Here is a 24,369-nt window from a genome sequence, read left to right as displayed (position 1 = left end):
TTGGTGTCAAAATTATAATAATGACAACAAATATCAGAATGTGTATAACAGTAAAAAGAGTCATGTTAAAATGAAGTCGATCATACTTATAATTTTGATTGCAAACCTTTTATCGGCTTGTGCATTAGCACCAAAGCTAAAACAGCCCAATGATAGGAACCGCGTGCCTATTAATAAAACAATCCCTGCCGAAATCAAGCGAGGAGACAGATGAAAACAAAACAAGCAAAACCAGTGAAAGCCGAACAACTTAGAAGTTATTATGAAGAAAGCCGTGGCTTAGAACGTGATCTTATCAATGAATTTATAAGGTCGCGCAGAACGGCATGGCGTGTTGCGAGTACTGTGGGTCTTTTTGGCTTATTCGGTATGATATGTGGAGTTGTTGGATTTTCTCAACCAGCTCCAACTCCCTTAGTATTGCGCGTTGATAATACGACGGGTGCAGTTGATGTTATCTCAATCATGCGTGAACACGAAGAAAGCTATGGTGAAGTTGTAGATAGATATTGGCTAAATCAATATGTGCTTAACCGCGAAACTTACGACTACGATACTATTCAACTGAACTATGACACAACAGCACTTTTAAGTGCGGCATCTGTTCAACAAGAATATTATAAAATCTATGATGGAGAAAATGCACGGGACAAAGTGCTTTCCAACAAAGCACGTATTACAGTTAAAGTACGATCAATCCAGCCTAATGGACTAGGTCAAGCAACTGTACGTTTTACGACTCAGCAACTTGACAGCAACGGTGCTGCTACTGGACCAAAACAGCACCAAATTGCAACAATTGGTTACACCTATGTTGGTGCACCCATGAAATCATCTGATCGATTGCTTAACCCCCTTGGTTTTCAAGTAACAAGTTACCGTTCTGACCCAGAAATACTGTTGAATGATTAAGGAATTGATTGTTATGAAAAAACTTGCGTTCGTTGTTCTATTGTCTTCGTTTTCTTCTCTTTATACGGTACCTGTGCAGGCGCTCAAAAGTCCATCAAATTCACAATATGATCACCGCATTCGCTATATAACATATAACGAAGCCGATGTGGTTCAAATTGAAACAGTTCTTGGTGTGGCAACACATATTATTCTTGAAGAAGGTGAGCAGTACATAACTCATGCCTTTGGCGATTCTGAAGCCTATGCCTTTGCTCATAAAGGGCGGCATATTTTTATTAAACCAAAAGCAGAACTTGCCAATACCAATCTCATCGTTGTAACCGACAAACGGAGTTATAAATTCCGACTACAATTTCGGAATGACCGTGCGGGATCAACATATGAATTGGCTTTCCATTATCCCGATTCAAACGATGAAAAGTCAGAAGAAAACAATCGACGCCTTGCGATTGAACGTGGTTTTCACCAAAGCGTCAACGGTTATAATCTCAGTTATACCATGAGCGGTCACCAAGATATTGCTCCGATAAATGCTTGGGACAATGGGCGTATTACTTACTTCAAATTTCCCGCTAACATGGATATGCCATCGATTTATGTCGTAGATGCTGAAGGCAATGAAAGCTTAATACCACGCACCGTTATCGGCAGTTCTAATGATATTATCGCCGTTCATAAGGTCAATCCTAAATGGCTCATACGGCTTGGTAAACGCGCTCTAGCTGTTTTTAATGAAGCCTATGACCCCAATGGCGTACCAAACACAACAGGGACAGTATCTTCGGTGGTTTATCGTATCAATAAAGGAGGAAAATGATGTTTGACAATAAGGAAGGAGAGGGAAAAGGTACAAAACTGGACAACGTCGAGCAAAAACACATTGAAGGTGCCTATGGAGGATCCGAACTAGGTTCTGAACGTCGTCCGACAATTCCAGGTACCCGTGCATTGTTAATGGTAGGACTTATTGTCATAGTAGCGATACCAATTGCCTTGACTTGGAAAGCTTTTAAAATGCGTAATACCGTGGAGGTTGAGGAAGAAAAACCACAACAAATAGTACAGCAAATTATACCAAACTATGTCCCTCGGATTATAGAAGAGCCAAAGATTGTAGAAGAAGCAGAAAAATCAACACAAATAGAAGATTCAAACTTGGATATTCCACCGGCCTTGAGTAAGCTTCTTCAAACAGCCATTCCTCCACATATGCTCCAAGATTCTGAAGAATTAGCACGCAAACGTATGCTCAGTTCTAGCCTTAACAACGGTGGTAGCGAAGGATCTACAGATACAAATAATAAAGCATCGAATAATGATAGAGGTAATGGCGTATTATTTGATAACCTTCAGCCTGTGCGTTTAGGTCAATCACATGCGATGCAACTTCGTAACCGTGACTTTTTGATTACACAAGGAACGCAAATAGATTGTACGTTAGAAACAAAAATCATTACATCACAACCCGGAATGACGACGTGTCATTTAACACGCGATATTTATTCCACGAGTGGACGTGTTGTTTTGCTTGACCGTGGTTCTAAAGTCGTTGGTTTTTACCAAAGTGGCATACAACAAGGACAAACGCGCGTGTTTGTGCAATGGTTACGCATTGAAACGCCTTCTGGTGTTGTTGTCAATCTTGACTCACCAGGCACAGGTCCTCTGGGTGAAGCGGGTATTGGTGGCTGGGTTGACAGACATTTTTGGGAACGATTTGGTAGTGCAATTATGGTAAGCATTATCGGTGATTTAGGAGAATGGGTAAGAGGAAAAGTTGGTAAAAGCAGCAAAGAAAATAAAGATAACTCACAAAATAAAGGAGCTCAGAATGCTGAATCTATAGCAATCGATGTTCTTCAAAATTCCATCAATATCACACCAACACTTTACAAAAACCAAGGCGAACGAGTAAATATTTTTGTTGCTCGTGATCTGGATTTCAGCGATGTCTACAGTCTCGTCACACGTTAACCCGATACAAAAAGATCAAGCAGTTTTTCAGCTTCTGCAACCGCTTGATTGTTTTTTAGAAGATCCCACGATCACTGAATTATCGATTTGCCGCCCCTGTGAAGTATGGACGAAAAGCTTTAAGGGTTGGCAAGTACATAGCGTACCAGAGTTAACAACCACTTTTTTGCAAACGCTTATTACAGCTATTATCGTTTATAACGGTATGGCTCCCAGAAGTATTAATTATGTGCTCTTGCCTGGTGGACAACGTGGTACAATTATACAAACACCAGCTGTTGTTGATGGTGCTCTTTCCTTTGTAATTCGTAAACATTCTCTCATAGTTAAAACGTTAGAAGAACTCAAAGAAGAAGGGGCATTTGACGATTTTTCTGATGTAAGTTTTAATAAGCCTTCAGCAAAAGAAGCCAATAACTTGTTATCGAGGCAGGACTTCACACGGTTGGAACCATTTGAAGTTCAACTCTTACAAAGTAAACGTGAGGGAAAAATTCTTGAATTTTTGGAAGAATGCGTCCTTCACAAACGCAACATTATTATTGCAGGCAAAACAGGATCTGGTAAAACAACATTTGCTCGCTCTTTAATTGAAAAGGTCCCTGTAGAGGAGCGTATTATCACAATTGAAGATGTTCATGAGCTTTTTCTACCCAATCATCCCAATCATGTACATATGATTTATGGTAACAATGTAGGTCGTGTTTCAGCTGAAGAATGCCTAGATGCGTGTATGCGTCAGTCGCCTGACAGAATTTTTCTCGCTGAATTGCGAGGCAATGAAGCATGGGAATATCTCAATTCGCTCAACACTGGTCATCCCGGATCGATTACAACAACGCATGCTAACAGCGCTTTGCAGACATTTGAGCGATGTGCCACCTTGATTAAAAGATCAGAAATTGGCCGGCAACTCGAGTTAGAAATGATAAAAATCGTTCTCTATACAACAGTTGACGTAGTGTTGTTCTTTAAAGATAGAAAACTCTCTGAAGTCTTTTACGACCCGATTTTTGCTAAATCAAAAATCGCTTAAGGGGAGCTTCCTCTCTCGGTAATATGAAGCAAACAAAAATAGTCGTAACTAATTGTTACGGCTATTTATTTAACTTTTCCTATTCTCTTTGCTTCTCCGATGGATTTTCTACACTCTTCATGAAGAAAAAAGTTAATAGACAACAACTCTACGAGAAAACCAAATTATACATAAGGCTCTCTTTATTCTCTTGCCTTTGATCATTCTTTCCATTTACCTTTTGAAAAAGTATCTTTGATGCAAAAAAGAAAAAATAGCTGCAAAATAAATATTTAAACAAAAGAAAAGAATAAATTTTGATTCGCCTATCAATGAAAGCTTCGTAAAATAGGTACTTTCGATCATCACAAATAATTATCGTCATCAAGACCAAAACTTATCGTTTAAAAATTCTAAGCGCTATTTTCAAGTGATTAATAAATATGTTTTTTAACCAAACAATCTCCAAATACGGAAAACCTCATACGAAATAAATTATCATTTCGATTTAGCATCCATAAACTACATTCTATTTGGTAATAAAAAGTATAGTGGTATATAGACGTCTTCTTCGGACGAAGAAAGATTCTTAACCTCCAATTGTTCGTAAACAACCAAATTTCTCTTAAGCAAGCTTTGCTAACCATATCACGTGGCTTATGTCCCTCTCCTAAAGACGATATCCATAGATTCCATAAGGTAAGCTCTACTTTGAATATTCCTGCTCTCTTCTCTGCACCACAAAAAGCAAAAATTCCTAAAAGAACAGATCTACAATCACTCTTCTTAAGATGCATCACATTGTCTTATAAAGAGTGTTCATTATTTTGCGTGTTGGATAAGAGATCTTAGTACCGTAGGATTCTCTCATTTCAAAGCTGTTTATTAACCAAAACCATGTCTCTTGCACATTATAAGTAAATAAAGCCGTATAGAATGAAACTGTACAAAAAAGCACTAAAAATGCCTTTTATAAACCATCCAAAATGCCAAAAATTGTCACAACATTGGGAGTTTGCAAAGTGTCTAATGGCGCCCAACTTGCTCTTTTATGAAGTGTAAAAATGGAGATGCTCTATAAATTTTATATTATTCATCGGGGCTTTACCATTATACCATCCACGAGCTCTGTAGTGAAATAAGCTTAGGCACCTTAAAGAAAGGTTTCTTAAAAACAAGCTTGCAAATTGACAAGCAAAGTGTATTTGGCTCGGGGCGTTCTGTTTTACATAAGGGTTTTGATCTTATTAAAGAACGAGAGAAACAAAAGCGTGAAGCAATGCGTAATCTCTATTATTTAAAAGACATTACTCTAGATGCTTTTGAAAGTCGTAAAGCAGAATTAAAAAATGATGCTAAAAATGGAAACTGGTTTGCACCTTTACAGCTTCATATTCTCCTCAAATTAGGCGGCTGTATAGCAACTTTCAAAGATTACGCCAACAGAGATACATAATACTCTTAACTCCCATTTGATAAGTAAAAGCTGCAACAGCAAAAGCTCTTTTAGAAAAACAACGCCATAAAGTCATTAATAAACCGGCAATGAATTGGAGAAATGTTCCAGATTTTTATCAAACACTCTGCAAAGCAACAATAATGATACAACTGGCTTTGCGTCTGCTTATTCTTACAGGTGTTCGTACCCATCTCTTGCATCAATTCGTGAAGATCAGATTGAAGAGGATATATGGACAACTCTTGGCTCGAGAATACGAACGGTCTGCGTGATACTACAGGAGATTTCGCATGTCACTATGATCACAAATATTAAAAATTTTAAAACAAGCACGCTTGTTTTTTCGCAATGATTTCTGTTTTCTGTAACCGGTCGTAGTCCTTATTAAGGTGAATTTCCTATCACAATATATAAGAGAGGTTAGGTTAAAAACCTGTCCACGTAGATTTCGCTCTAGTTTACGTAATTGGCTAACAGACTCCACCTATCACACCTCAAAGGACGAAGCCTCTTAACACGCCACTGATCTGCAAACAATCCGCCCCCTCACCTAGCAGATTTCACCTTCTAACCACTCTAATTACCACATCCTAAATAAGATAGTGTTTTACAGCACAACAGAATAAATACCAAAACAATGGCTGATTATACCGTTAATACTTGGACACCTCTTTTTCATGTTAAGAAATATCTTTATGCTAAAAAATAAAATAAAAAACACTTTTACCGCTTAAATAACTTTCTTCAGCATATATACAAGAAAAAATGAAATCCCCTAACATTATAAATAAGACCTAAACCTAGAAATCTCTATTTTTTATAGATAAAAACATATAAAATAAAAACCCACGAAACTCATAAAAATACAACATGTTTTCTTTGATGATTGAATTCATTCAACTCAAACGAACCTATAAACATCCCTATTCCACATTCGCAACACGTGTTCTTAGAATTCTCACTAGTGTTTTCTAAATTTTTAGAAAAAACTATAAATTTGATATTTTTTAAAAACGTCTTATTTGCTCTTTAGTGAATTTAAATCTATGATGTTACAATATTTTTAAATTACTACCCCCTTAACTATATATCTATCTCTACAATAGAGAGGGATTTTACGTTCTCCATTTTTTAAGAACTATAAATTTTGCTTTTTAATGCGATTAACAATCCAATCTTTAAAACAAAAAATATGACCTTTATATATATATAATGATATTATCAAAAATTCCTAATCCTTGAATATTAGCAATGTTTTCGATATTACAATAAATGTGTCGTAAAATGACGAATTGTCATAATGATCACTCCTTTGTATTTCATTTAGATAATTTACATGCGTTATAATATTTGTATCAGCATTTATTTTTTGTGCTCTATTTATAAAGAGTAATCATTTTTTATAAAAAATGATTACTTGAATCTGCATCAAATTATAAATTATGATGCGAATTTAATAAAAATAAAAACACATGGCATATTGATTTTATTGTTTTTACATAGAACGCTATTTAAAGTATAGTTTACTCGAAAGACTAATGCCTTTTAAAGGCAATAATAACTATACTAACCGCCTCATAGAAGCCAATAAATTTTTAGATATTAAACCTCAAAGAGGCACAAAAACACGCACAATTTTCTATTTTTCTTTTTACTGTTCGTTAATCGGTCAATTTTCAAAGATAATATTCAACTATGAGTTTTCTGCTCAGCCATTGCAAGGATTGCTTCTACAAGGATTGCTTAAATTTTTAGGGATTACTTCACTTTTAGAATGATTATAGCTACTGCGCCCCCATAAGCAGCCGATCTTCTTTTAGAGATTTAATTGCTAAAAGGAGATACAATTTTCCACCTTGCGCTTTATTTTGATCAATCAGTAAATTTTCAGAGGCGGCGTTCAACCATGAGTTTTTTAATTTCAGCAATTGCTTTCGCTGGATTTAATCCCTTTGGACAAGTTTGCGCACAATTCATAATCGTATGGCAACGATAAAGGCGGAAAGGATCTTCTAAATTATCAAGACGTTCACCACACATCTCATCACGTGAATCCGCAATCCAGCGATAAGCTTGAAGCAAAACAGCGGGCCCCAAATAACGATCACCGTTCCACCAATAACTTGGACATGAAGTCTGACAACACGCACACAAAATACATTCATAAAGGCCATCGATTTTTTGGCGATCGGAGTGACTTTGTAACCATTCTTTTGCAGGTTCAGGAGAAACTGTTTGCAACCAAGGCTCAATGACTCGGTGTTGTGCATAAAAACGCTTTAAATCAGGAACCAAATCTTTAACAACCGGCATGGAAGGCAACGGATAGACCTTAATGGGATGTTTTACATCATCCATCCCTTTGGTACAAGCTAATGTATTGGTTCCATCAATATTCATCGCACATGAACCACAGATGCCTTCACGGCATGATCGACGAAGTGTCAAAGTTGGATCAATATGGTTTTTAATAAACAAAAGCCCATCAAGAATCATAGGACCACAAGCAGAACGATCCACATAATAAGTATCTAAATGAGGATTTTCCTCATCATCAGGCGACCAACGATACACGTGAAATTCCGTCAGCTTTGTAGCACCTTCAGGTTTAGGCCAAACCTTTCCCGGTTTTACTTGAGAATTTTTGGGAAGCTTAATTTGTACCATATTTTATTCTCCCCTTAATAAACCCGTTTTTTAGGTGCAATGCGCTTTAAATCGATCCCACCATCAGCTTCAGATGTTAACGGGTCCACATGGACAGGTCGATATGATAATGTCACCTTACCCTCTTTTGACAAATGTGAAATCGTATGTTTACGCCAGTTTTTATCATCACGCTCTGGATAATCTTCACGAGCGTGAGCGCCACGGCTTTCTGAACGTGCTTCGGCAGAATGAACAGTCATGATTGCATTCGCCATAAGATTTTCAAGCTCTAATGTTTCAACCAAATCAGAATTCCATATCAGAGAACGATCTGTGACTTTGAGATCCGACAATTCCCCCCAGATTTTATTCATCCGTTGACATCCCTGTTTCAAAGAATCTTCTGTACGGAAGACTGCTGCGTCTTCTTGCATCGTGCGTTGCATTTTTTCACGCAATACAGCTGTTGGTATTGCCCCTTGTGCAAAACGTAAACGATCAAAACGCGCTATAATTTCGTCAACAGCTTCTTCATTGATGGGTGGAATTTCTGCATTCCGATCAATAACTTCACCCGCGCGAATGGCAGCAGCACGACCAAACACCACAAGATCAATTAATGAATTTGACCCCAAGCGGTTAGCACCATGAACAGAAGCACATCCTGCTTCTCCTACCGCCATCAGCCCTGGTTGAATACGATCAGGCGAATCAGCCGTTGGATTGAGAACTTCCCCGTAGTAATTGGTAGGAATCCCACCCATATTATAATGAACCGTTGGCAAGATGGGGATAGGCTCTTTTGTTACATCCACCCCTGCAAATATCCGTGCTGATTCTGAAATCCCTGGTAACCGCTCATGCAAGATTGCAGGATCAATATGATTGAGAACCAAATGAATATGGTCCTTCTTAGGTCCAACGCCACGTCCTTCACGAATTTCAAGTGTGATACAACGTGAAACCAAATCACGTGAAGCCAAATCCTTAAAGGAAGGTGCATAGCGCTCCATAAAGCGTTCACCTTCAGAATTGATTAAATAGCCTCCTTCACCACGAGCTCCTTCTGTAATTAAGCAGCCAGAACCGTAAATCCCTGTCGGATGGAATTGCACAAACTCCATATCCTGAAGTGGCAATCCAGCACGTGCGATCATTCCACCACCATCACCCGTACAGGTATGCGCCGATGTCGCAGAAAAATAAGCGCGTCCATAACCACCGGTTGCAAGAACAACCATTTTGGCAGAAAAACGATGTATTGTACCATCATCGAGATTCCATGCCACAACCCCCGTACAAACCCCATCCGTCATGATGAGATCGAGTGCAAAATATTCAATAAAAAATTGCGCATTATGCTTTAAGCTTTGTCCATAAAGCGTATGCAAAATGGCATGGCCTGTACGGTCAGCTGCTGCGCAAGTACGCTGAACAGGTGGACCTTCACCAAATTGTGTCGTATGTCCACCAAAAGGACGCTGATAAATTTTGCCTTCTTGCGTTCGCGAAAAAGGAACGCCATAATGTTCTAATTCATACACAGCAGCAGGAGCATTACGCACCAAATATTCCATTGCATCGGTATCGCCCAACCAATCAGAACCTTTCACGGTATCATATAAATGCCACTGCCAATTGTCAGGTCCCATATTTGAAAGCGATGCAGCAATTCCCCCTTGTGCTGCAACCGTATGTGAGCGCGTTGGAAAAACCTTCGTAATACAAGCTGTCTTTAATCCTTGTTCTGCCATACCCAGTGTCGCACGTAATCCTGCACCACCTGCCCCAACAACAACAACATCAAATTTATGATCCACAGTGCGATAAGGGGCGTTACCTGCTTTAGCACCCAGAGATGATCCTGTACCCGCCATACTTGTTTAACCCCCTAATGCAATTTTCAAAAGAGAAAAAATAATGATACCACCTATGAGAAAACAAAATAAAATATTTAACGTCAAAAAGAATATCCGAAAACCTTCACGTGGAATATAATCTTCAATCACCACCTGCATACCAAGTTTCATATGATAAAGGACCGAAAAAGTCATCAATCCCATCAAAATAGCAACAATAGGATGTGCAAGTCTTGCACGCACAATACTATAATCCTTGCCCACAAGCGAAAGAATAAGAACAATAAAAAATATCAAAAGTGGTAGATTGATAAACCCCGTCAAACGTTCTAGCCAAAAATGCTCTGTTCCTTCATGAGCACTGCCACGCCCCCGTACTTTTCCAAGTTCCGTTCGAAAATCTTTTTTCATGTCTCTTTTCACCCCCAGCTAAACAACGGTATATCCAATAATCCAAATCGCAAAAGTAACAATAAGAGAAATAAACACTGTCGCCCAAGCAGTGACTGTTGCCTTTTCTTTTGCCAAAAGGCAAGGCTTCAGATCCCAAACAATGTGGCGAACACCACCAACCATGTGATGAACCCCTGCCAAAGTATAAAGAAACAAAATACACAATCCAAACCAAGAACTATAAATTTCGTAAACTGTTTTAAATGTCTCCTCGCCACACGCAATAGCAATTAACCAAACAGCAAGAAAAACCGTTCCAACATAAAGCGCCATACCCGTAATTCGGTGTGCAATGGACATGGCCATAGTAATTGTCCAACGATAAATACTTATATGAGGGGAACGAGGGCGCTCTTTTATCCTAGTTGTCTCTATCATAAAATATCCTGACCTGGTTTATCATAAAATATCCTGACCTGGTTTTTGCAACCGCAATGAACGAGAAAGTCGCGCAAAACGACTAAACATACTCTCTCGTTTTTACTTGTTTGGCATCTCAAGATACCGATATTACAGGTCGGTTGTCTCAAATAACGGATTAAAGGTCACGCATAAAAAAACCGATTACTCCCTGGATATGATCCGCAAAACTCGCCTTAATCTAATACACTTTTATCTTCACGTCAAAGGTCTAAAATCGTTTCCAAATATAAACAGACATTTTTTCAGATTAAACTTATCCTTTTGAGTATTCACGATATATGCAATAGTCTCTTAAACTGCACCCATAATTAAGAATAAAAAGAGGAAAAATTGATAGATTGAACATTTTTATGTCCACTCCAAGCCTTTTAAAAGGCAAAACGAATCAAGAAAGACACAAATAAGCGGCATAAAAGCCGCTTTTGCATAAAGTTTAGCCGATATAATCTTTACTCAGAAACTTGCTTTTCAACATCTGTGCTGACAGATGCTGCTTCTACTTTCTCAACAACCTTTTCAGCTTTTTTCCGATAATCTCTCTTTTCAGCGATACGTGCAGCTTTACCTCTCAAGCCACGTAGATAATAGAGTTTTGCACGGCGCACTTTACCACGGCGCACCAGCTCAACACCTTCAATCAAAGGAGAATAAACAGGAAATACCCTCTCCACCCCTTCACCATAAGAAATCTTGCGTACTGTAAAGGTCTCATTCAACCCACCGCCTGAACGCGCAATACAGACACCTTCATAAGCCTGAACACGCGTCCGTGTACCTTCTGTCACACGCACCATAACACGGACTGTATCTCCTGGCTGAAATGCTGGAAATTGGCGCTTTTCTTCAATTTTTGCACATTGTTCAGCTTCAAGCTGTGCGATAATATTCATTTCTTTTATCCTTCATGTTCTTTATCGAACAGTCAGAGCGCTCAACTCTTACCAAAAAAGCCTTTATTAAGAATAAGGAGCTCTTTAGGCTATGTCTTACACAGGAGCGAATACACCATTCCTTCATTTTAATTTTGGAACTACAGAAAACCTTTTATAAAAAACTCTCTAAAAAGAGAGCCATGCAATACACCACCTTATCATATGAATCAAGTTTTCTGATGATTTTTATTATAACGTGCATAAAGATCAGGGCGACGTTGACGTGTTAACAATTCGGCTTGGCTTTGACGCCAATCTGCGATCGCTTTGTGATGACCTGAGAGCAATACAGGCGGAATACCCCGCCCTTCGAAAAGAGAAGGGCGGGTATATTGCGGATGTTCCAGCAAGTCATTTTCAAAACTTTCACACCTTGCAGAAGCTGCATTCCCCATCACTCCAGGCAGAAGACGTATAATAGCATCTAAGATAACCAATGCAGCTGTTTCACCCCCTGAAAGAATATAATCACCAATAGAAACTTCTTCTAATTCTCGTGCTTCTATGACTCGCTCATCAACCCCTTCAAAACGTCCACAAACTAACGTTACACCCGTATCACGAGCCAAGCTATGCGCGTAAGCTTGGTCAAAAGGGCGTCCACGTGGACTCATCAACAATCTTGGCGAATCCTGTGGACAGCAATCAAGAGCAGCCGCCAATACATCCGCCCGCATTACCATACCAGCTCCCCCACCAGCAGGTTTATCATCAACGCTATGGTGTTTGTCTAAAGCAAAATCCCTAATCTGTACCGTCTCCAGTGACCAAATTCCACGCTCTAAAGCTTGCCCTGCTAAAGAATACCCTAAAAAACCAGGAAACATTTCAGGATAAAGGGTTAAAACGCGCGCCTGAAATTTCATTTTATTTCTTATCCTTATTTTCTTAAACAGACTCTTAATAGCAAAAATAGCACAAACAAGACTTTTAACGCTATAGCGTTAATCTGAGTCTTCTTGATCTGCGCCATATTCAATACGATCCTTCTAAATACTTGCACTAAAAAAGACTCTAAAAATTCAGGACTATTTCGAGATAAAGTGCTTACAATATCTGCTCAAAAGAGCATTTTTAATATTTTCACACATTCCACTTTTTATTGACGAAATTCATCTGTTGTTTTTTACCTTCATCTTTATTTTTAGATTCAAGCTATTTCCTTTTTATCATTGTCTCCCCCATCAATTAAACCAGCGGCCATGGGATCAACAACAAGAAAACCAGAATCCATACAAATTTCTGGTACCGCCGCCTTACTAAAGGGAATAAGAACTCTTTTACCTGTATTCAAACGTATTTCAAGCAAATCACCAGCCCCGAAATTAAAAAAACCACACACTTCACCTAAGATTTTCCCCCCACAATCTTGGACACACAAGCCTATTAAATCGACTTGATAAAACTCATCCTCCATCAAATCATCAATTAATTGATCACGCGTCACATAAAGGCGAATACCTTTTAAAGACTCAGCCGCATTACGATTTTCTACCCCTTTAAAACGTACAATCGCCTTATTTTTTTGTATGCGAAGAGTTACAATTTCATAAGAACGCCCCATATCATCATAAAGAGTGCTGTAACACTTGAAACGCTGTGGCTCAGCACTTAGAATTTTAACAAAAACATCTCCTTTTATACCATGAGGCATACCAATAATGGCAAGATAGACTTTATTTTTAAGCTTTTCTTTATTATACTTCATGCAAAAATATTATCTCTCAAAAATGAACCCTTCAATCTTATAGTTTTCTATTCAATCTTGTTGCCATATGAGACAATCTTCTAAAAGACCTTTCTTGGTAACAAAAAACAAATTAATAAAGGAGAAAGTCTTATGGCAAATATTATGCTATTTTACAAAGATATCACACCAATCAACAAAATTTCCCATAAAAATCTAAAATTTGCTCCTCCAAGTGATATGTCTTTTGCCAAGGATACTCATTGGGTTCCTTTAGCAAGTACTGAATATTTTCAAGCAGCACTAGACTATCCTATTTTATTTATGTGCGCTGAAGATGAACAAAAAAAACGGCACTACACATCCGCAGCTCTTGTCGGTCTTTCTAATGACGAAAATGACTATATCGCTTCTGATAAAAGTTGGAAAAACAATACTTATGTTCCAGCTTTTGTCCGTCGCTATCCTTTTGTTTTGGCACAAATTAGCAATGAAAAAGAACTTTCTGTCTGCTTTGATCAACAGTCCGGTATGTTTAATGAAGTTGCAGGAACAGAACTTTTTAATTCCGATGGCTCTATTTCTCCTTTTATGGAAGAACGTATTCGCTTTCTTGAAAGTTTTAAAATCGCTATGGAGAAAACCTCTGAGTTTATTGATGCTCTTGTAGAAATGGATCTTCTAAGCCAAAAATCCATCAATGTGAAAAACGATAAAGGTCTCTCAGCGCAATTGGAACATTTTTGGGTTGTTGATGAAGAAAAATTGAATAAATTATCAGCAAGCCAACTTGCCAAACTTCATAAAAATGGCTTTTTAGGATTAATTTTTGCGCATTTGATGTCAACACACAATCTTGTGAAAATACTCTCTCTCAAAGGTGAAAAGCAACTTATCAATCGTGAAGAGCAACCCCAAAACAAGAATGGTCATTCTAACGATGAAAAATCTAAAAAGAAAGAAACTCTCAACTAGATAATGCCTATCAAAAACGACAAGAGAAAAGATGAAAACATTCCTCTCATTCCAGCAGACCATGCAATTTTAAACGCAAGGAAAAATTGGTTAGAGTGTCTTACCCAAACACGTCGTATGTCAGCACAAACAGTGCAAGCCTATGAACGTGATACGCGGCAATTTTTGTCTTTTCTCTGTCAACACTTAAGCCATACACCAACCCTTACAGATCTTGCTCATTTACGCATCAGTGACTTGCGTGCTTATCTTGCTTATCGGCGTACAAACAATGTAAGTGCTCGCTCTTTAAGCCGCGGAGTAGCAGGCATCCGTTCTTTTTTCAAATACTTATCACGTGAAGGAATCGTCAATGTTCCCGCAGCTCAACTTATCCGAAGCCCCAAACACCCCAAATTGCTCCCAAAACCTTTAGCGATAAAATCAGCACTTCACATAGTCAAACAAGAAAATCAACTGGAAAATGAACCTTGGATTACCGCGCGTAATGCTGCTGTCCTCATGCTTCTTTATGGCTGTGGAATGCGAATATCAGAAGCCTTAAGCCTCACACCAGAACAATTTTCTGATCCTGAAAAAACAAGTTTATTTATAACAGGAAAAGGCGGCAAAACACGCCTTGTTCCTCTCATCAAAATTGTTTACGAAGCTGTACAAAATTATCTCAAATGTTGCCCATATCCTTTATTGGATAACCAACCCATATTTCGTGGGGCGCGAGGCGGTCCCCTACAGCCCGCCATTATTCAGAAAACTGTACGCAACTTACGAACAAGCCTTGGTTTACCAGAAACTGCAACGCCTCATACACTGCGCCATTCTTTTGCCACCCATCTTTTATCACGGGGGGGAGATTTGCGCACGATTCAAGAACTTCTTGGGCACGCTAGTCTTTCCACCACACAAATCTATACCCACGTCGATACAGACCATTTGTTAAAAATCTATCAAAAGGCCCATCCCCGTTCCTAAAAACGTCTCATCAAAAAATTAGAGTGTTTCAACCTCAAGTGCCAAAGCATGAACACAAGTAGCTAACTCTTCTTGTAAAACTTTATAAATCGCTCGATGTATTTCTACGCGTGTCATATTAGAAAAAGAAGAAGATAAAATTTTCACTCGAAAATGTGTTTCTCCTTTACCATCAAAAGCATGTTCATTATGAGGATGCCCCTCATGAAGATGACTTTCGTTAATCACTTCAAGCTTTTGCGGATGAAAAGCATCCTGAAGCTTTCTCTGAATTATTGTTTCTATAAACATTTTTCATTCCTCAAACAAAATGAACGTGCAAAAATAACCTTTTTCATAATAGAATAAGTGTGAAAACAAATTTTTCAAAAGTCAATTCTTGTAAAATTAATCAATTTTGCATAAACCAATAATATGACAATAACATCTAAATTATTCGATTCAATTCGCATAAGCTCAAATAAAAAACAAAAAGCTGAGCCAGAAGCACAACAGTGTCAGTGGGAAGGTTGTGAAAAAACAGGGTCCCATAAAGCACCAGCAGGTCGAAATCACGAAGGACAATATTTATATTTTTGTATTGAACACGTACGCGCCTACAATAAAAATTTTAATTACTTCTCTGGTCTTAGCAATAAAGATATCGCAAAATTTCAAAAGGATGCTCTCACAGGACATCGTCCGACATGGCCTACAGATCTGAGCAATGGTACATCGAAAAAAACAGCCGCGAATTATGCAAAGATTCGCTCTGGAACAGCTGCCTATCAAAATCGCATGCGCGATCCCTTCACGCTTTTTACTGGGCAGCATTCAAACAATAAGTTCTCACGAAAATTAAAGCCCTTAGAAGCAAAAGCTTTTGATACACTGGGACTACAGGCAAACGCTTCAGCAGAAGACATCAAAATGAAATATAAAGAGTTGGTAAAAAAGCACCATCCTGATTCCAATGGTGGTAATCGTGCTTCAGAAGAGCGCTTTCGTGATGTTTTACATGCTTACAATTTGCTAAAAAAGTCTGGTTTGTGCTGAAAACATGCGCTTATATGAGTCTATTTTCATTTAGACCATCATTATTTGCGCAAAATGTTACTTTTTTTGCAAAACATTATAGAATACGTAAAAAAATCTTTCTTCAATATCTAAGGCTCTCATTATAGAGCATTGCATAAATACTTTAACTCTTGTATCGTTTCTAATGAATAAATAGCGTCCTCTCCCTTCCAGAAACATAATGACAAATCTTACCGTTGAAAATTTGCCCGATATTACACTTTGTGCTCGCGATCTATTTCATATTGAAACAGATCTGAAAGTCCCTGCTTTTAGCACAAAAAGTCCCCATGTTCCTGATATCGATCCTGATTATCTTTTTGATCAGCAAACAACTTTAGCGATTCTCGCAGGTTTTACCTTTAACCGCCGTGTAATGGTTTCTGGCTATCACGGTACAGGGAAATCAACGCATATTGAACAAGTTGCTGCACGTCTTAACTGGCCTTGTCTTCGCATTAATCTCGATAGTCATGTAAGTCGTATCGATCTTGTAGGAAAAGATGCTATCGTTTTAAAAGATGGCTTACAAATCACTGAATTTAAAGAGGGCATTTTGCCATGGGCTTATCAAAATAATATTGCTCTTGTTTTCGACGAATATGATGCGGGGCGTCCCGATGTTATGTTTGTCATCCAACGCGTTCTTGAAACCTCTGGAAAACTAAGCTTACTTGATCAAAGCCGTGTCATCTCTCCACACCCAGCATTTCGTCTTTTTGCAACAGCAAACACCATTGGTCTTGGTGATACAACCGGTCTCTATCATGGTACCCAACAGATCAATCAAGCTCAAATGGACCGCTGGTCTATTGTTACGATACTCAATTATTTACCCCATGATAAAGAGGTTAATATCATTTGTTCAAAGGTCAAATCTTTTCAAACGGCTGAGGGAAAAAAGACAATTTCACAAATGGTTCATGTTGCTGATATGGTACGCCAATCTTTTATCAATGGAGATCTTTCAACTGTCATGAGTCCACGTACCGTCATTACTTGGGCAGAAAATACAACAATTTTTCAAGATGTCGGCTTTGCCTTCCGATTAACCTTTCTCAATAAATGTGATGAACTCGAACGTGCCACTGTTGCAGAATTTTATCAACGCGCCTTTGGACAAGAGCTTCCCGAATCACTCATTCATGGTGTTTCGCCTTAAGGAATCTATCACTCATGGCTACCGATATTGGCGACAACAAAAATCCGGCAAAAGACTCTTCAAACAACACTCTTAATACTGAAGCTTTTAAAAAAGCACTTTCCACCTGTATGCGTGCAATTGCAGGCACAAACAACCTTGAAGTTTCCTTTAGTCATAATCGACCATCTTTAAGCGAAAGTTGTGCGCGTTTACCAGAATTACCTCAATACGCAACGAATAAAGACATCACCATTACCCGCGGATTAGGTGATTCCATGGCTCTGCGCAAAGCATGGCATGACAACCGCATTCACATGCAATTTGCTCCACTAGAATCAGAAGCGCGTGCTATCTTTGAAGTCCTCGAACAAACACGTGTTGAAGCAATTGGTACTTTAGCCATGGAGGGACTTGCAAAAAATCTTGATGTCATGCTCGCCGATAAATACAAAAGAGCCCATTATCATAAAATTAGCAACCAAAGTGAAGCCCCCATCCAAGAAGCGATTGCACTTTTATTGCGTGAAAAAATAACAAAGCGCGCAGCTCCAAGAGAAGCGGGTTCTGTCTTAGAATTGTGGCGTAAAGAACTCGAACAAAAAGCAGCATCACAACTCAATGAACTCCCACAACATATTTACAACCAAAAGGCTTTTGCACAGATTGTTCGCCAAATGCTTGTTACACTCAAAATGACAGTGCAACAAGCTGAAGCTTCTAACAGTGAAAACAATAAAAAATTAAAAAATGCGTGTGAACCTCAAGACCAAGCAGAAGAAGAGAGTAAAAACAAAAAACACGCTCAAAGTGAAGAAAAAACCAGCACTGAACAAGAAAGTGATGTGCAAGATGATGGAAAAACACAAGCGACACAATCAAACAACAATGATCAAGCTGACGGCGAACAAAAAAATGGACCTTGGCAAGAAAAGCCGAGCAAACCCAAACACCTTTTTTCTGATTCGGAACAAATGGAAAGACTTGGCAATTATAAAATCTTCACCCGTCAATTTGATGAAATTTTGGAAGCAACAGATTTTTGTTCTGAAAACGAGTTAGATCACTTACGCCGTTATCTTGATAAGCAAATCAATCATCTCCAAAACATCGTTGGACGTTTAGCAAACCGTCTCCAGCGCCGCTTGATGGCGCAACAAAATCGCAACTGGAACTTTGACCTTGAAGAAGGATATCTTGATACAACACGGCTTCCACGTCTAATTATTGACCCCATGCAACCCCTTTCTTTTAAAATGGAAAGCAACACCCAATTTCGGGACACAGTTGTTTCACTCCTCATTGATAATTCTGGCTCAATGCGCGGACGCCCCATTAGCGTTGCTGCAAGTTGTGCTGATATTTTGGCACAAACTCTTGAGCGTTGTGGTGTCAAAGTTGAAATTTTAGGTTTTACCACCAAAACTTGGAAAGGGGGAAAATCGCGCGAACAATGGCTTACCCAAAACAAACTCCATAATCCTGGACGCCTCAATGATTTATGCCATATCATCTATAAAAGTGCTGATACCCCATGGCGTCGCGCACGACGCAATTTAGGTTTGATGATGCAAGAAGGATTATTAAAAGAAAATATCGACGGAGAAGCTTTGATTTGGGCTCATCAACGCCTTTTATCACGGCGTGAACAACGTCGCATCCTCATGGTCATTTCTGATGGTGCTCCTGTTGACGATTCGACACTATCGGTCAACTCCAGCAATTATTTAGAAAAACACTTACGCGCAGTGATTCAAGAAATCCAAACACACTCCCCTATCGAACTCATTGCCATTGGAATTGGTCATGACGTCACACGTTATTATCAACGTGCTGTAACAATTATGAATGCTGAAGAACTCGCCGACGCCATAACAAAACAATTAGAAATACTTTTTAGTGATAAAAGAACTCATATTCATAAGAAATAAACCTGCCTTGAATCAGCAACGATTACATTTTAAAAAATTATCTCTATCATTAAACCATCGGAATTTGATGACTAACAACCTGAGAAGATAATCCCACAAATTGAATATCGAACTTTAAGGAAGCTTCTACTTTACTGGATGCATTATGAATCCTAAAAGAAATGCTCCAACCATCTTCAAAAATTATAATGAGTTTGTTTTTACTTTCTGGTTTTAGTGCAACGGATAAAATTTTGCTTGGAATTTTCCATTTACGACCATATCCTAGAGTGCCATTCAAATTAAAAGACTGAATAATAACCCGTTTTTGTTTAGATCTTGTATCTATCATAATCTTATAAAAATCATAAGAACCTATAACATACTGAAACAATAGCTTCACAAATTTATCTTGATAATCTAAACAAAGCCTTTGAAGTTCTTTAGAAAAAGCTTCTAGGATTGGAAGATAAACTCTGCTGTCTTTATCCTCTATATCTCTAAAGAACATCTTCTTATCTCTAAGCTCTGCTAAATAATCAAAAATAGGCCTAACCTCATTGAAATAAACGCTGCTACAAGAATAACCTGTCCATTCTTTACCAAAATCTATTTTACTGGAAAGGCGAGGATGTTTGATAGCGCTATGATTATGTTTTGCAGAAATACCAATAGGATTTTCAGGAACTTTTAAAATAATATCACGGACATCTCCTTTGATCCCAACAAAATCTTCCTGAAGAACAATAGTTTTCGTGTTTCTAATATTTTTATCATGTAACTGTAAAAAAACGGCTGCTTCAATAGAAGCAAGATTTAAAAGCCTTTTTTCAGTATCATTAAATAAATTATAAAAAGACTCCGCTATTTGAAAAGACGAATTAAACTCTATAGAAGCCTTTGTTGCTTTTTTAAAACCCATAGCCAAAGCATATTCAAAGGCTTTTCCATTTTCTACCTGATTCATGCAATTTCCTAAAGATCCTTACTCAAAATTACGAGTTCATTTGATTTTTTATTGTTTCCCATACCGTAAGTCCATTCAGGATTAAGTATTGTATGTCCTTTATAAAGTTCTCTAACTTCCACACAATCATTATAAGATAAAACCCATCCTTGACGCTTTCTCAAAAGTTCAGCAAGAGCTTGATGATCAAAAGAATTATGTTTATCGCCTTTGTGACCGTAAAGTTTTTGATTAATAAGGTACGGAGGATCACAATAAAGAAAATCGTTAGAGTGTTTAGGAATACTTTCTGTAAAATCTCTGTGTTCCACTATGAAGTTTTCAATCTTAAAATCTTTAAGCCGTTCAATAGAACGATAATTGAATCGGGGATGTCCTGGAGACATACCACCAGAAAGTGTCGTTCCGGAAAAAGAAGAACGATTAAGAACAAAAAAAACGGCAGCAATCTCTAATTGATTTTTAATATTCCCAAAAGTTTTTTGGAGATTATAAAACATTACGGGAGTCATATCTTCATATTCTCTCACTTTTTCTGCAAGAGCTGAAGCATCTTTCAAAAGCATCTGCCAAAAAATAACAAGCGGCTTAAAAGCATCATAAGCATAAACCCTTGTTCCTCTTTTTGCTAAGGTTAATTCAATTGAACCGCCTCCCACAAAAGGAGAACATAAAGTTTTCTGTTTCCTTATATAGTTATTAATAATCATAGGAACAGCACGACTTTTCCCTCCCGGATAACGAAGAGGTGATTTTACAATAGGCAACTCCCTAGTCTCTCTCTGTTTTTTCAAGGAAGTTAATACAAAATTATCAAATAAAGCCTCTGTATGATCTGTTTGATTTATCATTTTATTCATACTATCAGCTCCAAGTATCGCATTTCTAACCTACAATTATCTAAAATAAACACTCGAAGCGTTTGCCAAATTCTACAGAGATCGCATTATAACAAATTGTAAATTCATTAACATATCTGCACAAACATTTGTTACTAAAATAATGATAAATATCAGTATAACCAAATTTTAAAACTGTCAAAAAAGACTTGATACCATTGGTATTTATTTTTCTATTTATATACTACCCAAATGTATATCGAAATGTTTTTTCCTTTATAAGAACCAAGTTTCTTATAGCTCAAATAATCATAAGTAAGACATCACAACTCTTAACAAAACATTTTTGATCCTTTATAAGAGCTTTATTATCTGTTTTTAATGCTGATAAGATGCTCTTATCCCATACTGAATCAGTCAAAACCATTTCCTTACACATCGTAAGCATAGATGATGTATGGATAAATACAACTTGAGAAAAGAATCAAAATACCTCTTATAAATCCGCTTAAATTCTGCCCTTATAGGACATAACTCCCCTCCCCTCTTCATTTAGCAAAACAAAAGAACAAAGACCATTATTTGTTACAAACAAAAGAAGAATCATCCTTTGAAGGACTTTGATAAAGAGGAAGCTTTACAATATTAAGAATTGTTCCATAAGGAATCAACATAAACAGGCTCATAATAATTTTTACCGAAAAATCACCAAAAGTAAGCGATAGCCAAACTGGCATGCCTATCCCTCCCAAAACAGTACTCTCCACCAGTGAACTATCTGCATACCCTGTTATCTTATCAAAAACAGCAAACGAGCTAGAAAAAGCAAGAGCAAAAAACAGCACTGTATCCAAAGCTGAACCAACCAACGCTGCTGCTAAAGGTGCTTTCCACCATGTTTTACGTCGCAAAGGAGTAAAAACCACAATATCAAGGAGTTGCCCAAATAAAAATGCAAAACTAGAAGCAAGTGCAAGCCGTGGTGTCGCCAATATCCAAGAAACAAAGACACCCGTAAAAAAACCAGCATAAACCACACGCCGCGCAGCAAATGGACCATAAAAACGATTGGTCAAATCATTGATTAGAAAAGCAAATGGATAGGTAAAAGCCCCATAAGTCAACAGCGCATTCAAATCAAACCAATAGACAGGATATTGAACTAAAATATTAGAAGCCGTGACAGCAAGGCACATTGCAAAAATAGAAAAAACAACATACCTTTTCTTTTGCTGTTCTAATAAAAGACCGCTTGAAGACATTTTTTTTAACCTGGGATATGGAACCAATAAAATGAAACGATCAACCTGCAAAAAACTTAACTTCTAGAACAGAAAACCGAAATCAAAGCGTTAATAAACCAAAAAGAATGGCGGCGTTGATAAACCAAAAAGGATGGCGCTAACAATTATGCTGCCTGTTCAGCCTTTTGCTCACCTTCTTGCTCAGCTTTTTTCTTAATGATTTGGCGTTTTAGCAAACGCGCACGTTGCGACAACTCTTTATCGTCTGCTTTAATCAAAAAACCATCAAGACCACCGCGGTGCTCAACAGAACGCAATGCATTTGCTGAAATACGCAAGCGATAACTTTGCTGTAACACCTCTGAAATCAATGTCACATTGCAAAGATTTGGTAAAAAACGACGCCGAGTCTTATTATTCGCATGGCTAACATTATTACCATACAGAACCGTCTTCCCTGTCAATTCACATGCACGAGACATAAACTTCACCCTTAAACTCTAAGAAACTTTCAAATCCCCATACCCAAAGGACACAATGAACGCAAAACACGCGCAATGCAACCTTGAACGGGCATCATTGGGAAGTTTCTTTCTAATAGGGGGTCGACAACAAAAGGTCAAGTCTTTTATAAAACCTTTTTCATCTCTTGTTGGCTCATTTTTCATCTTTTTCCTCAATAAGGCGTGCAAATTCTGCCAAAAAGCGTACAAAATGTTTCTTTTAATATATACCATGTTAGAATAAAAGCCTATTGTCCCGAAAGGAAGCACAAATCATGAGCAAAAAAGACCCCCCCATGACAAAGCTTCAGGGAAATTCTTGCCGTTTTTCTTCTTTTTTATTTGGAACTTTATGTATTTGTTTTTTTCTTCTCTTCAGTGCATTAGGTATATGGCAAGTACAACGGTTAAACTGGAAAACAAATCTTATCACCAGTACCAATCAGCGCATTCATTTGCCCCCCATAAAAGCCCCTCCAAAAAATCAATGGTCAGATGTTACTTTTGAAAAATATGAATATCAACCTGTTATTATCACAGGAAAATTTTTAACAGATAAAAATATTTTAGTCACTGCTGCCGCTCAAAATACTACAGGCTATTGGGTTTTGACTCCCTTACAAACTGCTGATAATACACTGATCTTTATCAACCGTGGCTTTATCCCCATGGATGAACGTAACAATTTTCAAAACACAGAGCAATCGCATACAAATGCCTTATCTCAGCAAAATTCTACCACAGACACAGAACAAACAACGATTATAGGTTTATTACGCATGAGTGAAAAAAATGGATTTTTCCCGCGTAAAAATAATCCTGACAAAAATTTATGGTACACGCGCGATCTCCCCGCTATGGCACAAAAACTTGGTTTGTCCACTGTTGCCCCTTATTTCATTGATGCCAGAAAAACATCTCCACAAGCAAAACTTCCCGTCGTTGGTCTTACGATTATCCATTTTCGAAATAATCATCTCGTTTATGCAATCACGTGGTTTATTTTAGCTGCTGGTGTGTTAGGAGGTTTTCTTTTTCTGCTACGGCAAAAAAACTAAAAAAATACCTCTTCCATCTCAAGTAACAAAAATTTTTAGAATCTTGAAAACTGATAAAGAGAATAAAATCTACCAACTTGCGCCTTTGTTAAATTAAAGATCATAGGCATACAATGAACTTTATACCATCCACAAAAGATTTACGCGACACTCTTAAAAAAAACATCATAAAATAGGGTTGATTCATTAAAAAAGATGTAATGCCCTAAAATGTGAAGAAATGCATTATCTTCACTCTTAAAAAGAATTGTCATAAACGCTTTTGAAAAACATAAAGTCAAATTTAAAAATAATAGGAAAGATGAGCACTCATTTTTGCCTTTATAATTTTATATCCT

Annotated in this window: 24 protein-coding genes; 12 read left to right on the top strand and 12 right to left on the bottom strand. The window is 37.8% G+C overall.

Annotated features, from left to right (window positions below):
• Positions 1 to 70: 70 nt before the first annotated feature.
• From ACFINM_RS01915 to ACFINM_RS01890, 6 genes are all read left to right on the top strand, one after another.
• Complete coding sequence (locus tag ACFINM_RS01915) at positions 71 to 214, top strand: TrwH protein (RefSeq protein ID WP_273790050.1); 144 nt, start codon at positions 71 to 73, stop codon at positions 212 to 214.
• Positions 211 to 912 carry a virB8 family protein gene (locus ACFINM_RS01910; RefSeq protein ID WP_375606007.1) on the top strand — a complete coding sequence of 234 codons (702 nt, stop codon included), beginning with the start codon at positions 211 to 213 and terminating at the stop codon, positions 910 to 912. Before ACFINM_RS01915 ends, ACFINM_RS01910 begins: the two co-directional genes overlap by 4 nt.
• Positions 913 to 925: 13 nt before the next feature.
• Complete coding sequence (gene virB9 / locus ACFINM_RS01905; protein WP_375606008.1) at positions 926 to 1,732, top strand: P-type conjugative transfer protein VirB9; 807 nt, start codon at positions 926 to 928, stop codon at positions 1,730 to 1,732.
• Positions 1,732 to 2,889, top strand: a complete 1,158-nt coding sequence (gene virB10 / locus ACFINM_RS01900) for a type IV secretion system protein VirB10 (protein WP_375618344.1) — start codon at positions 1,732 to 1,734, stop codon at positions 2,887 to 2,889. The genes virB9 and virB10 overlap by 1 nt, the downstream gene beginning before the upstream one ends.
• Entirely contained in the window at positions 2,864 to 3,925 is a 1,062-nt protein-coding gene (virB11, locus tag ACFINM_RS01895) for a P-type DNA transfer ATPase VirB11 (RefSeq protein WP_375618302.1), read from the top strand. Before virB10 ends, virB11 begins: the two co-directional genes overlap by 26 nt.
• A 1,159-nt stretch (positions 3,926 to 5,084) precedes the next feature.
• A complete protein-coding gene (locus ACFINM_RS01890) occupies positions 5,085 to 5,360 on the top strand; it encodes a hypothetical protein (RefSeq protein ID WP_375612248.1) in 276 nt (91 codons plus the stop codon).
• Between the two features lie 1,890 nt (positions 5,361 to 7,250).
• On the opposite strand, the gene ACFINM_RS01885 is transcribed toward ACFINM_RS01890, so the two are convergent.
• The 7 genes from ACFINM_RS01885 to rimM all read right to left on the bottom strand — a co-directional run bounded on the left by ACFINM_RS01885 (position 7,251) and on the right by rimM (position 13,387).
• On the bottom strand, positions 7,251 to 8,030 hold the full coding sequence (locus ACFINM_RS01885; protein ID WP_005774220.1) for a succinate dehydrogenase iron-sulfur subunit: 780 nt from the start codon (positions 8,028 to 8,030) through the stop codon (positions 7,251 to 7,253).
• A gap of 14 nt (positions 8,031 to 8,044) precedes the next feature.
• Positions 8,045 to 9,889: a succinate dehydrogenase flavoprotein subunit gene (sdhA, locus tag ACFINM_RS01880; RefSeq protein ID WP_375620955.1), complete on the bottom strand. Its 1,845-nt coding sequence runs from the start codon at positions 9,887 to 9,889 to the stop codon at positions 8,045 to 8,047.
• Positions 9,890 to 9,895: 6 nt separating this feature from the next.
• Positions 9,896 to 10,282 carry a succinate dehydrogenase, hydrophobic membrane anchor protein gene (gene sdhD, locus ACFINM_RS01875; protein ID WP_375612246.1) on the bottom strand — a complete coding sequence of 129 codons (387 nt, stop codon included), beginning with the start codon at positions 10,280 to 10,282 and terminating at the stop codon, positions 9,896 to 9,898.
• Between the two features lie 18 nt (positions 10,283 to 10,300).
• Positions 10,301 to 10,702 carry a succinate dehydrogenase, cytochrome b556 subunit gene (sdhC, locus tag ACFINM_RS01870; RefSeq protein WP_375620954.1) on the bottom strand — a complete coding sequence of 134 codons (402 nt, stop codon included), beginning with the start codon at positions 10,700 to 10,702 and terminating at the stop codon, positions 10,301 to 10,303.
• Between the two features lie 494 nt (positions 10,703 to 11,196).
• Positions 11,197 to 11,637 carry a 50S ribosomal protein L19 gene (gene rplS, locus ACFINM_RS01865; protein WP_375612245.1) on the bottom strand — a complete coding sequence of 147 codons (441 nt, stop codon included), beginning with the start codon at positions 11,635 to 11,637 and terminating at the stop codon, positions 11,197 to 11,199.
• A gap of 209 nt (positions 11,638 to 11,846) precedes the next feature.
• Positions 11,847 to 12,545 (bottom strand): tRNA (guanosine(37)-N1)-methyltransferase TrmD, encoded by a 699-nt coding sequence (gene trmD, locus ACFINM_RS01860; RefSeq protein ID WP_375612244.1) that lies wholly within the window; start codon positions 12,543 to 12,545, stop codon positions 11,847 to 11,849.
• A 284-nt stretch (positions 12,546 to 12,829) separates the two neighbouring features.
• Positions 12,830 to 13,387 (bottom strand): ribosome maturation factor RimM, encoded by a 558-nt coding sequence (rimM, locus tag ACFINM_RS01855; protein WP_375639976.1) that lies wholly within the window; start codon positions 13,385 to 13,387, stop codon positions 12,830 to 12,832.
• Between the two features lie 132 nt (positions 13,388 to 13,519).
• Between rimM and ACFINM_RS01850 the strand changes: the two genes are divergently transcribed.
• Positions 13,520 to 14,341 (top strand): SapC family protein, encoded by an 822-nt coding sequence (locus ACFINM_RS01850; RefSeq protein ID WP_375620953.1) that lies wholly within the window; start codon positions 13,520 to 13,522, stop codon positions 14,339 to 14,341.
• A 3-nt stretch (positions 14,342 to 14,344) separates the two neighbouring features.
• On the top strand, positions 14,345 to 15,313 hold the full coding sequence (locus ACFINM_RS01845; RefSeq protein WP_375639971.1) for a tyrosine recombinase XerC: 969 nt from the start codon (positions 14,345 to 14,347) through the stop codon (positions 15,311 to 15,313).
• Between the two features lie 18 nt (positions 15,314 to 15,331).
• On the opposite strand, the gene ACFINM_RS01840 is transcribed toward ACFINM_RS01845, so the two are convergent.
• Positions 15,332 to 15,604 carry a BolA family protein gene (locus ACFINM_RS01840; RefSeq protein WP_375612716.1) on the bottom strand — a complete coding sequence of 91 codons (273 nt, stop codon included), beginning with the start codon at positions 15,602 to 15,604 and terminating at the stop codon, positions 15,332 to 15,334.
• Between the two features lie 123 nt (positions 15,605 to 15,727).
• On the opposite strand from ACFINM_RS01840, the gene ACFINM_RS01835 reads away from it, so the two are divergent.
• From ACFINM_RS01835 to cobT, 3 genes are all read left to right on the top strand, one after another.
• Positions 15,728 to 16,348, top strand: coding sequence for a J domain-containing protein (locus tag ACFINM_RS01835; protein ID WP_375612239.1), 621 nt, complete (start codon positions 15,728 to 15,730; stop codon positions 16,346 to 16,348).
• 202 nt (positions 16,349 to 16,550) lie between these two features.
• Entirely contained in the window at positions 16,551 to 17,531 is a 981-nt protein-coding gene (cobS, locus tag ACFINM_RS01830) for a cobaltochelatase subunit CobS (RefSeq protein ID WP_375612717.1), read from the top strand.
• Between the two features lie 14 nt (positions 17,532 to 17,545).
• Positions 17,546 to 19,441 carry a cobaltochelatase subunit CobT gene (gene cobT, locus ACFINM_RS01825; RefSeq protein ID WP_375639967.1) on the top strand — a complete coding sequence of 632 codons (1,896 nt, stop codon included), beginning with the start codon at positions 17,546 to 17,548 and terminating at the stop codon, positions 19,439 to 19,441.
• 49 nt (positions 19,442 to 19,490) lie between these two features.
• Here cobT and ACFINM_RS01820 read toward each other — a convergent pair whose 3' ends face one another.
• The 4 genes from ACFINM_RS01820 to rpmB form a co-directional block, all read right to left on the bottom strand.
• Positions 19,491 to 20,387: a HaeIII family restriction endonuclease gene (locus ACFINM_RS01820; RefSeq protein WP_375620950.1), complete on the bottom strand. Its 897-nt coding sequence runs from the start codon at positions 20,385 to 20,387 to the stop codon at positions 19,491 to 19,493.
• A gap of 8 nt (positions 20,388 to 20,395) precedes the next feature.
• A complete protein-coding gene (locus ACFINM_RS01815) occupies positions 20,396 to 21,247 on the bottom strand; it encodes a DNA adenine methylase (protein ID WP_375620949.1) in 852 nt (283 codons plus the stop codon).
• Positions 21,248 to 21,804: 557 nt separating this feature from the next.
• Complete coding sequence (locus ACFINM_RS01810) at positions 21,805 to 22,488, bottom strand: VUT family protein (protein ID WP_375620948.1); 684 nt, start codon at positions 22,486 to 22,488, stop codon at positions 21,805 to 21,807.
• Between the two features lie 146 nt (positions 22,489 to 22,634).
• Positions 22,635 to 22,952: a 50S ribosomal protein L28 gene (gene rpmB / locus ACFINM_RS01805; protein ID WP_375612235.1), complete on the bottom strand. Its 318-nt coding sequence runs from the start codon at positions 22,950 to 22,952 to the stop codon at positions 22,635 to 22,637.
• A 296-nt stretch (positions 22,953 to 23,248) separates the two neighbouring features.
• On the opposite strand from rpmB, the gene ACFINM_RS01800 reads away from it, so the two are divergent.
• Positions 23,249 to 24,031 carry an SURF1 family protein gene (locus ACFINM_RS01800; protein WP_375620947.1) on the top strand — a complete coding sequence of 261 codons (783 nt, stop codon included), beginning with the start codon at positions 23,249 to 23,251 and terminating at the stop codon, positions 24,029 to 24,031.
• Positions 24,032 to 24,369 lie beyond the last annotated feature (338 nt).

It is taken from the genome of Bartonella sp. AA168HLJHH (assembly GCF_042197365.1).
GTDB lineage: Bacteria > Pseudomonadota > Alphaproteobacteria > Rhizobiales > Rhizobiaceae > Bartonella.
Note: the sequence above shows the minus strand (reverse complement) of the source record. Positions and strands in the feature narration are given on the sequence as shown.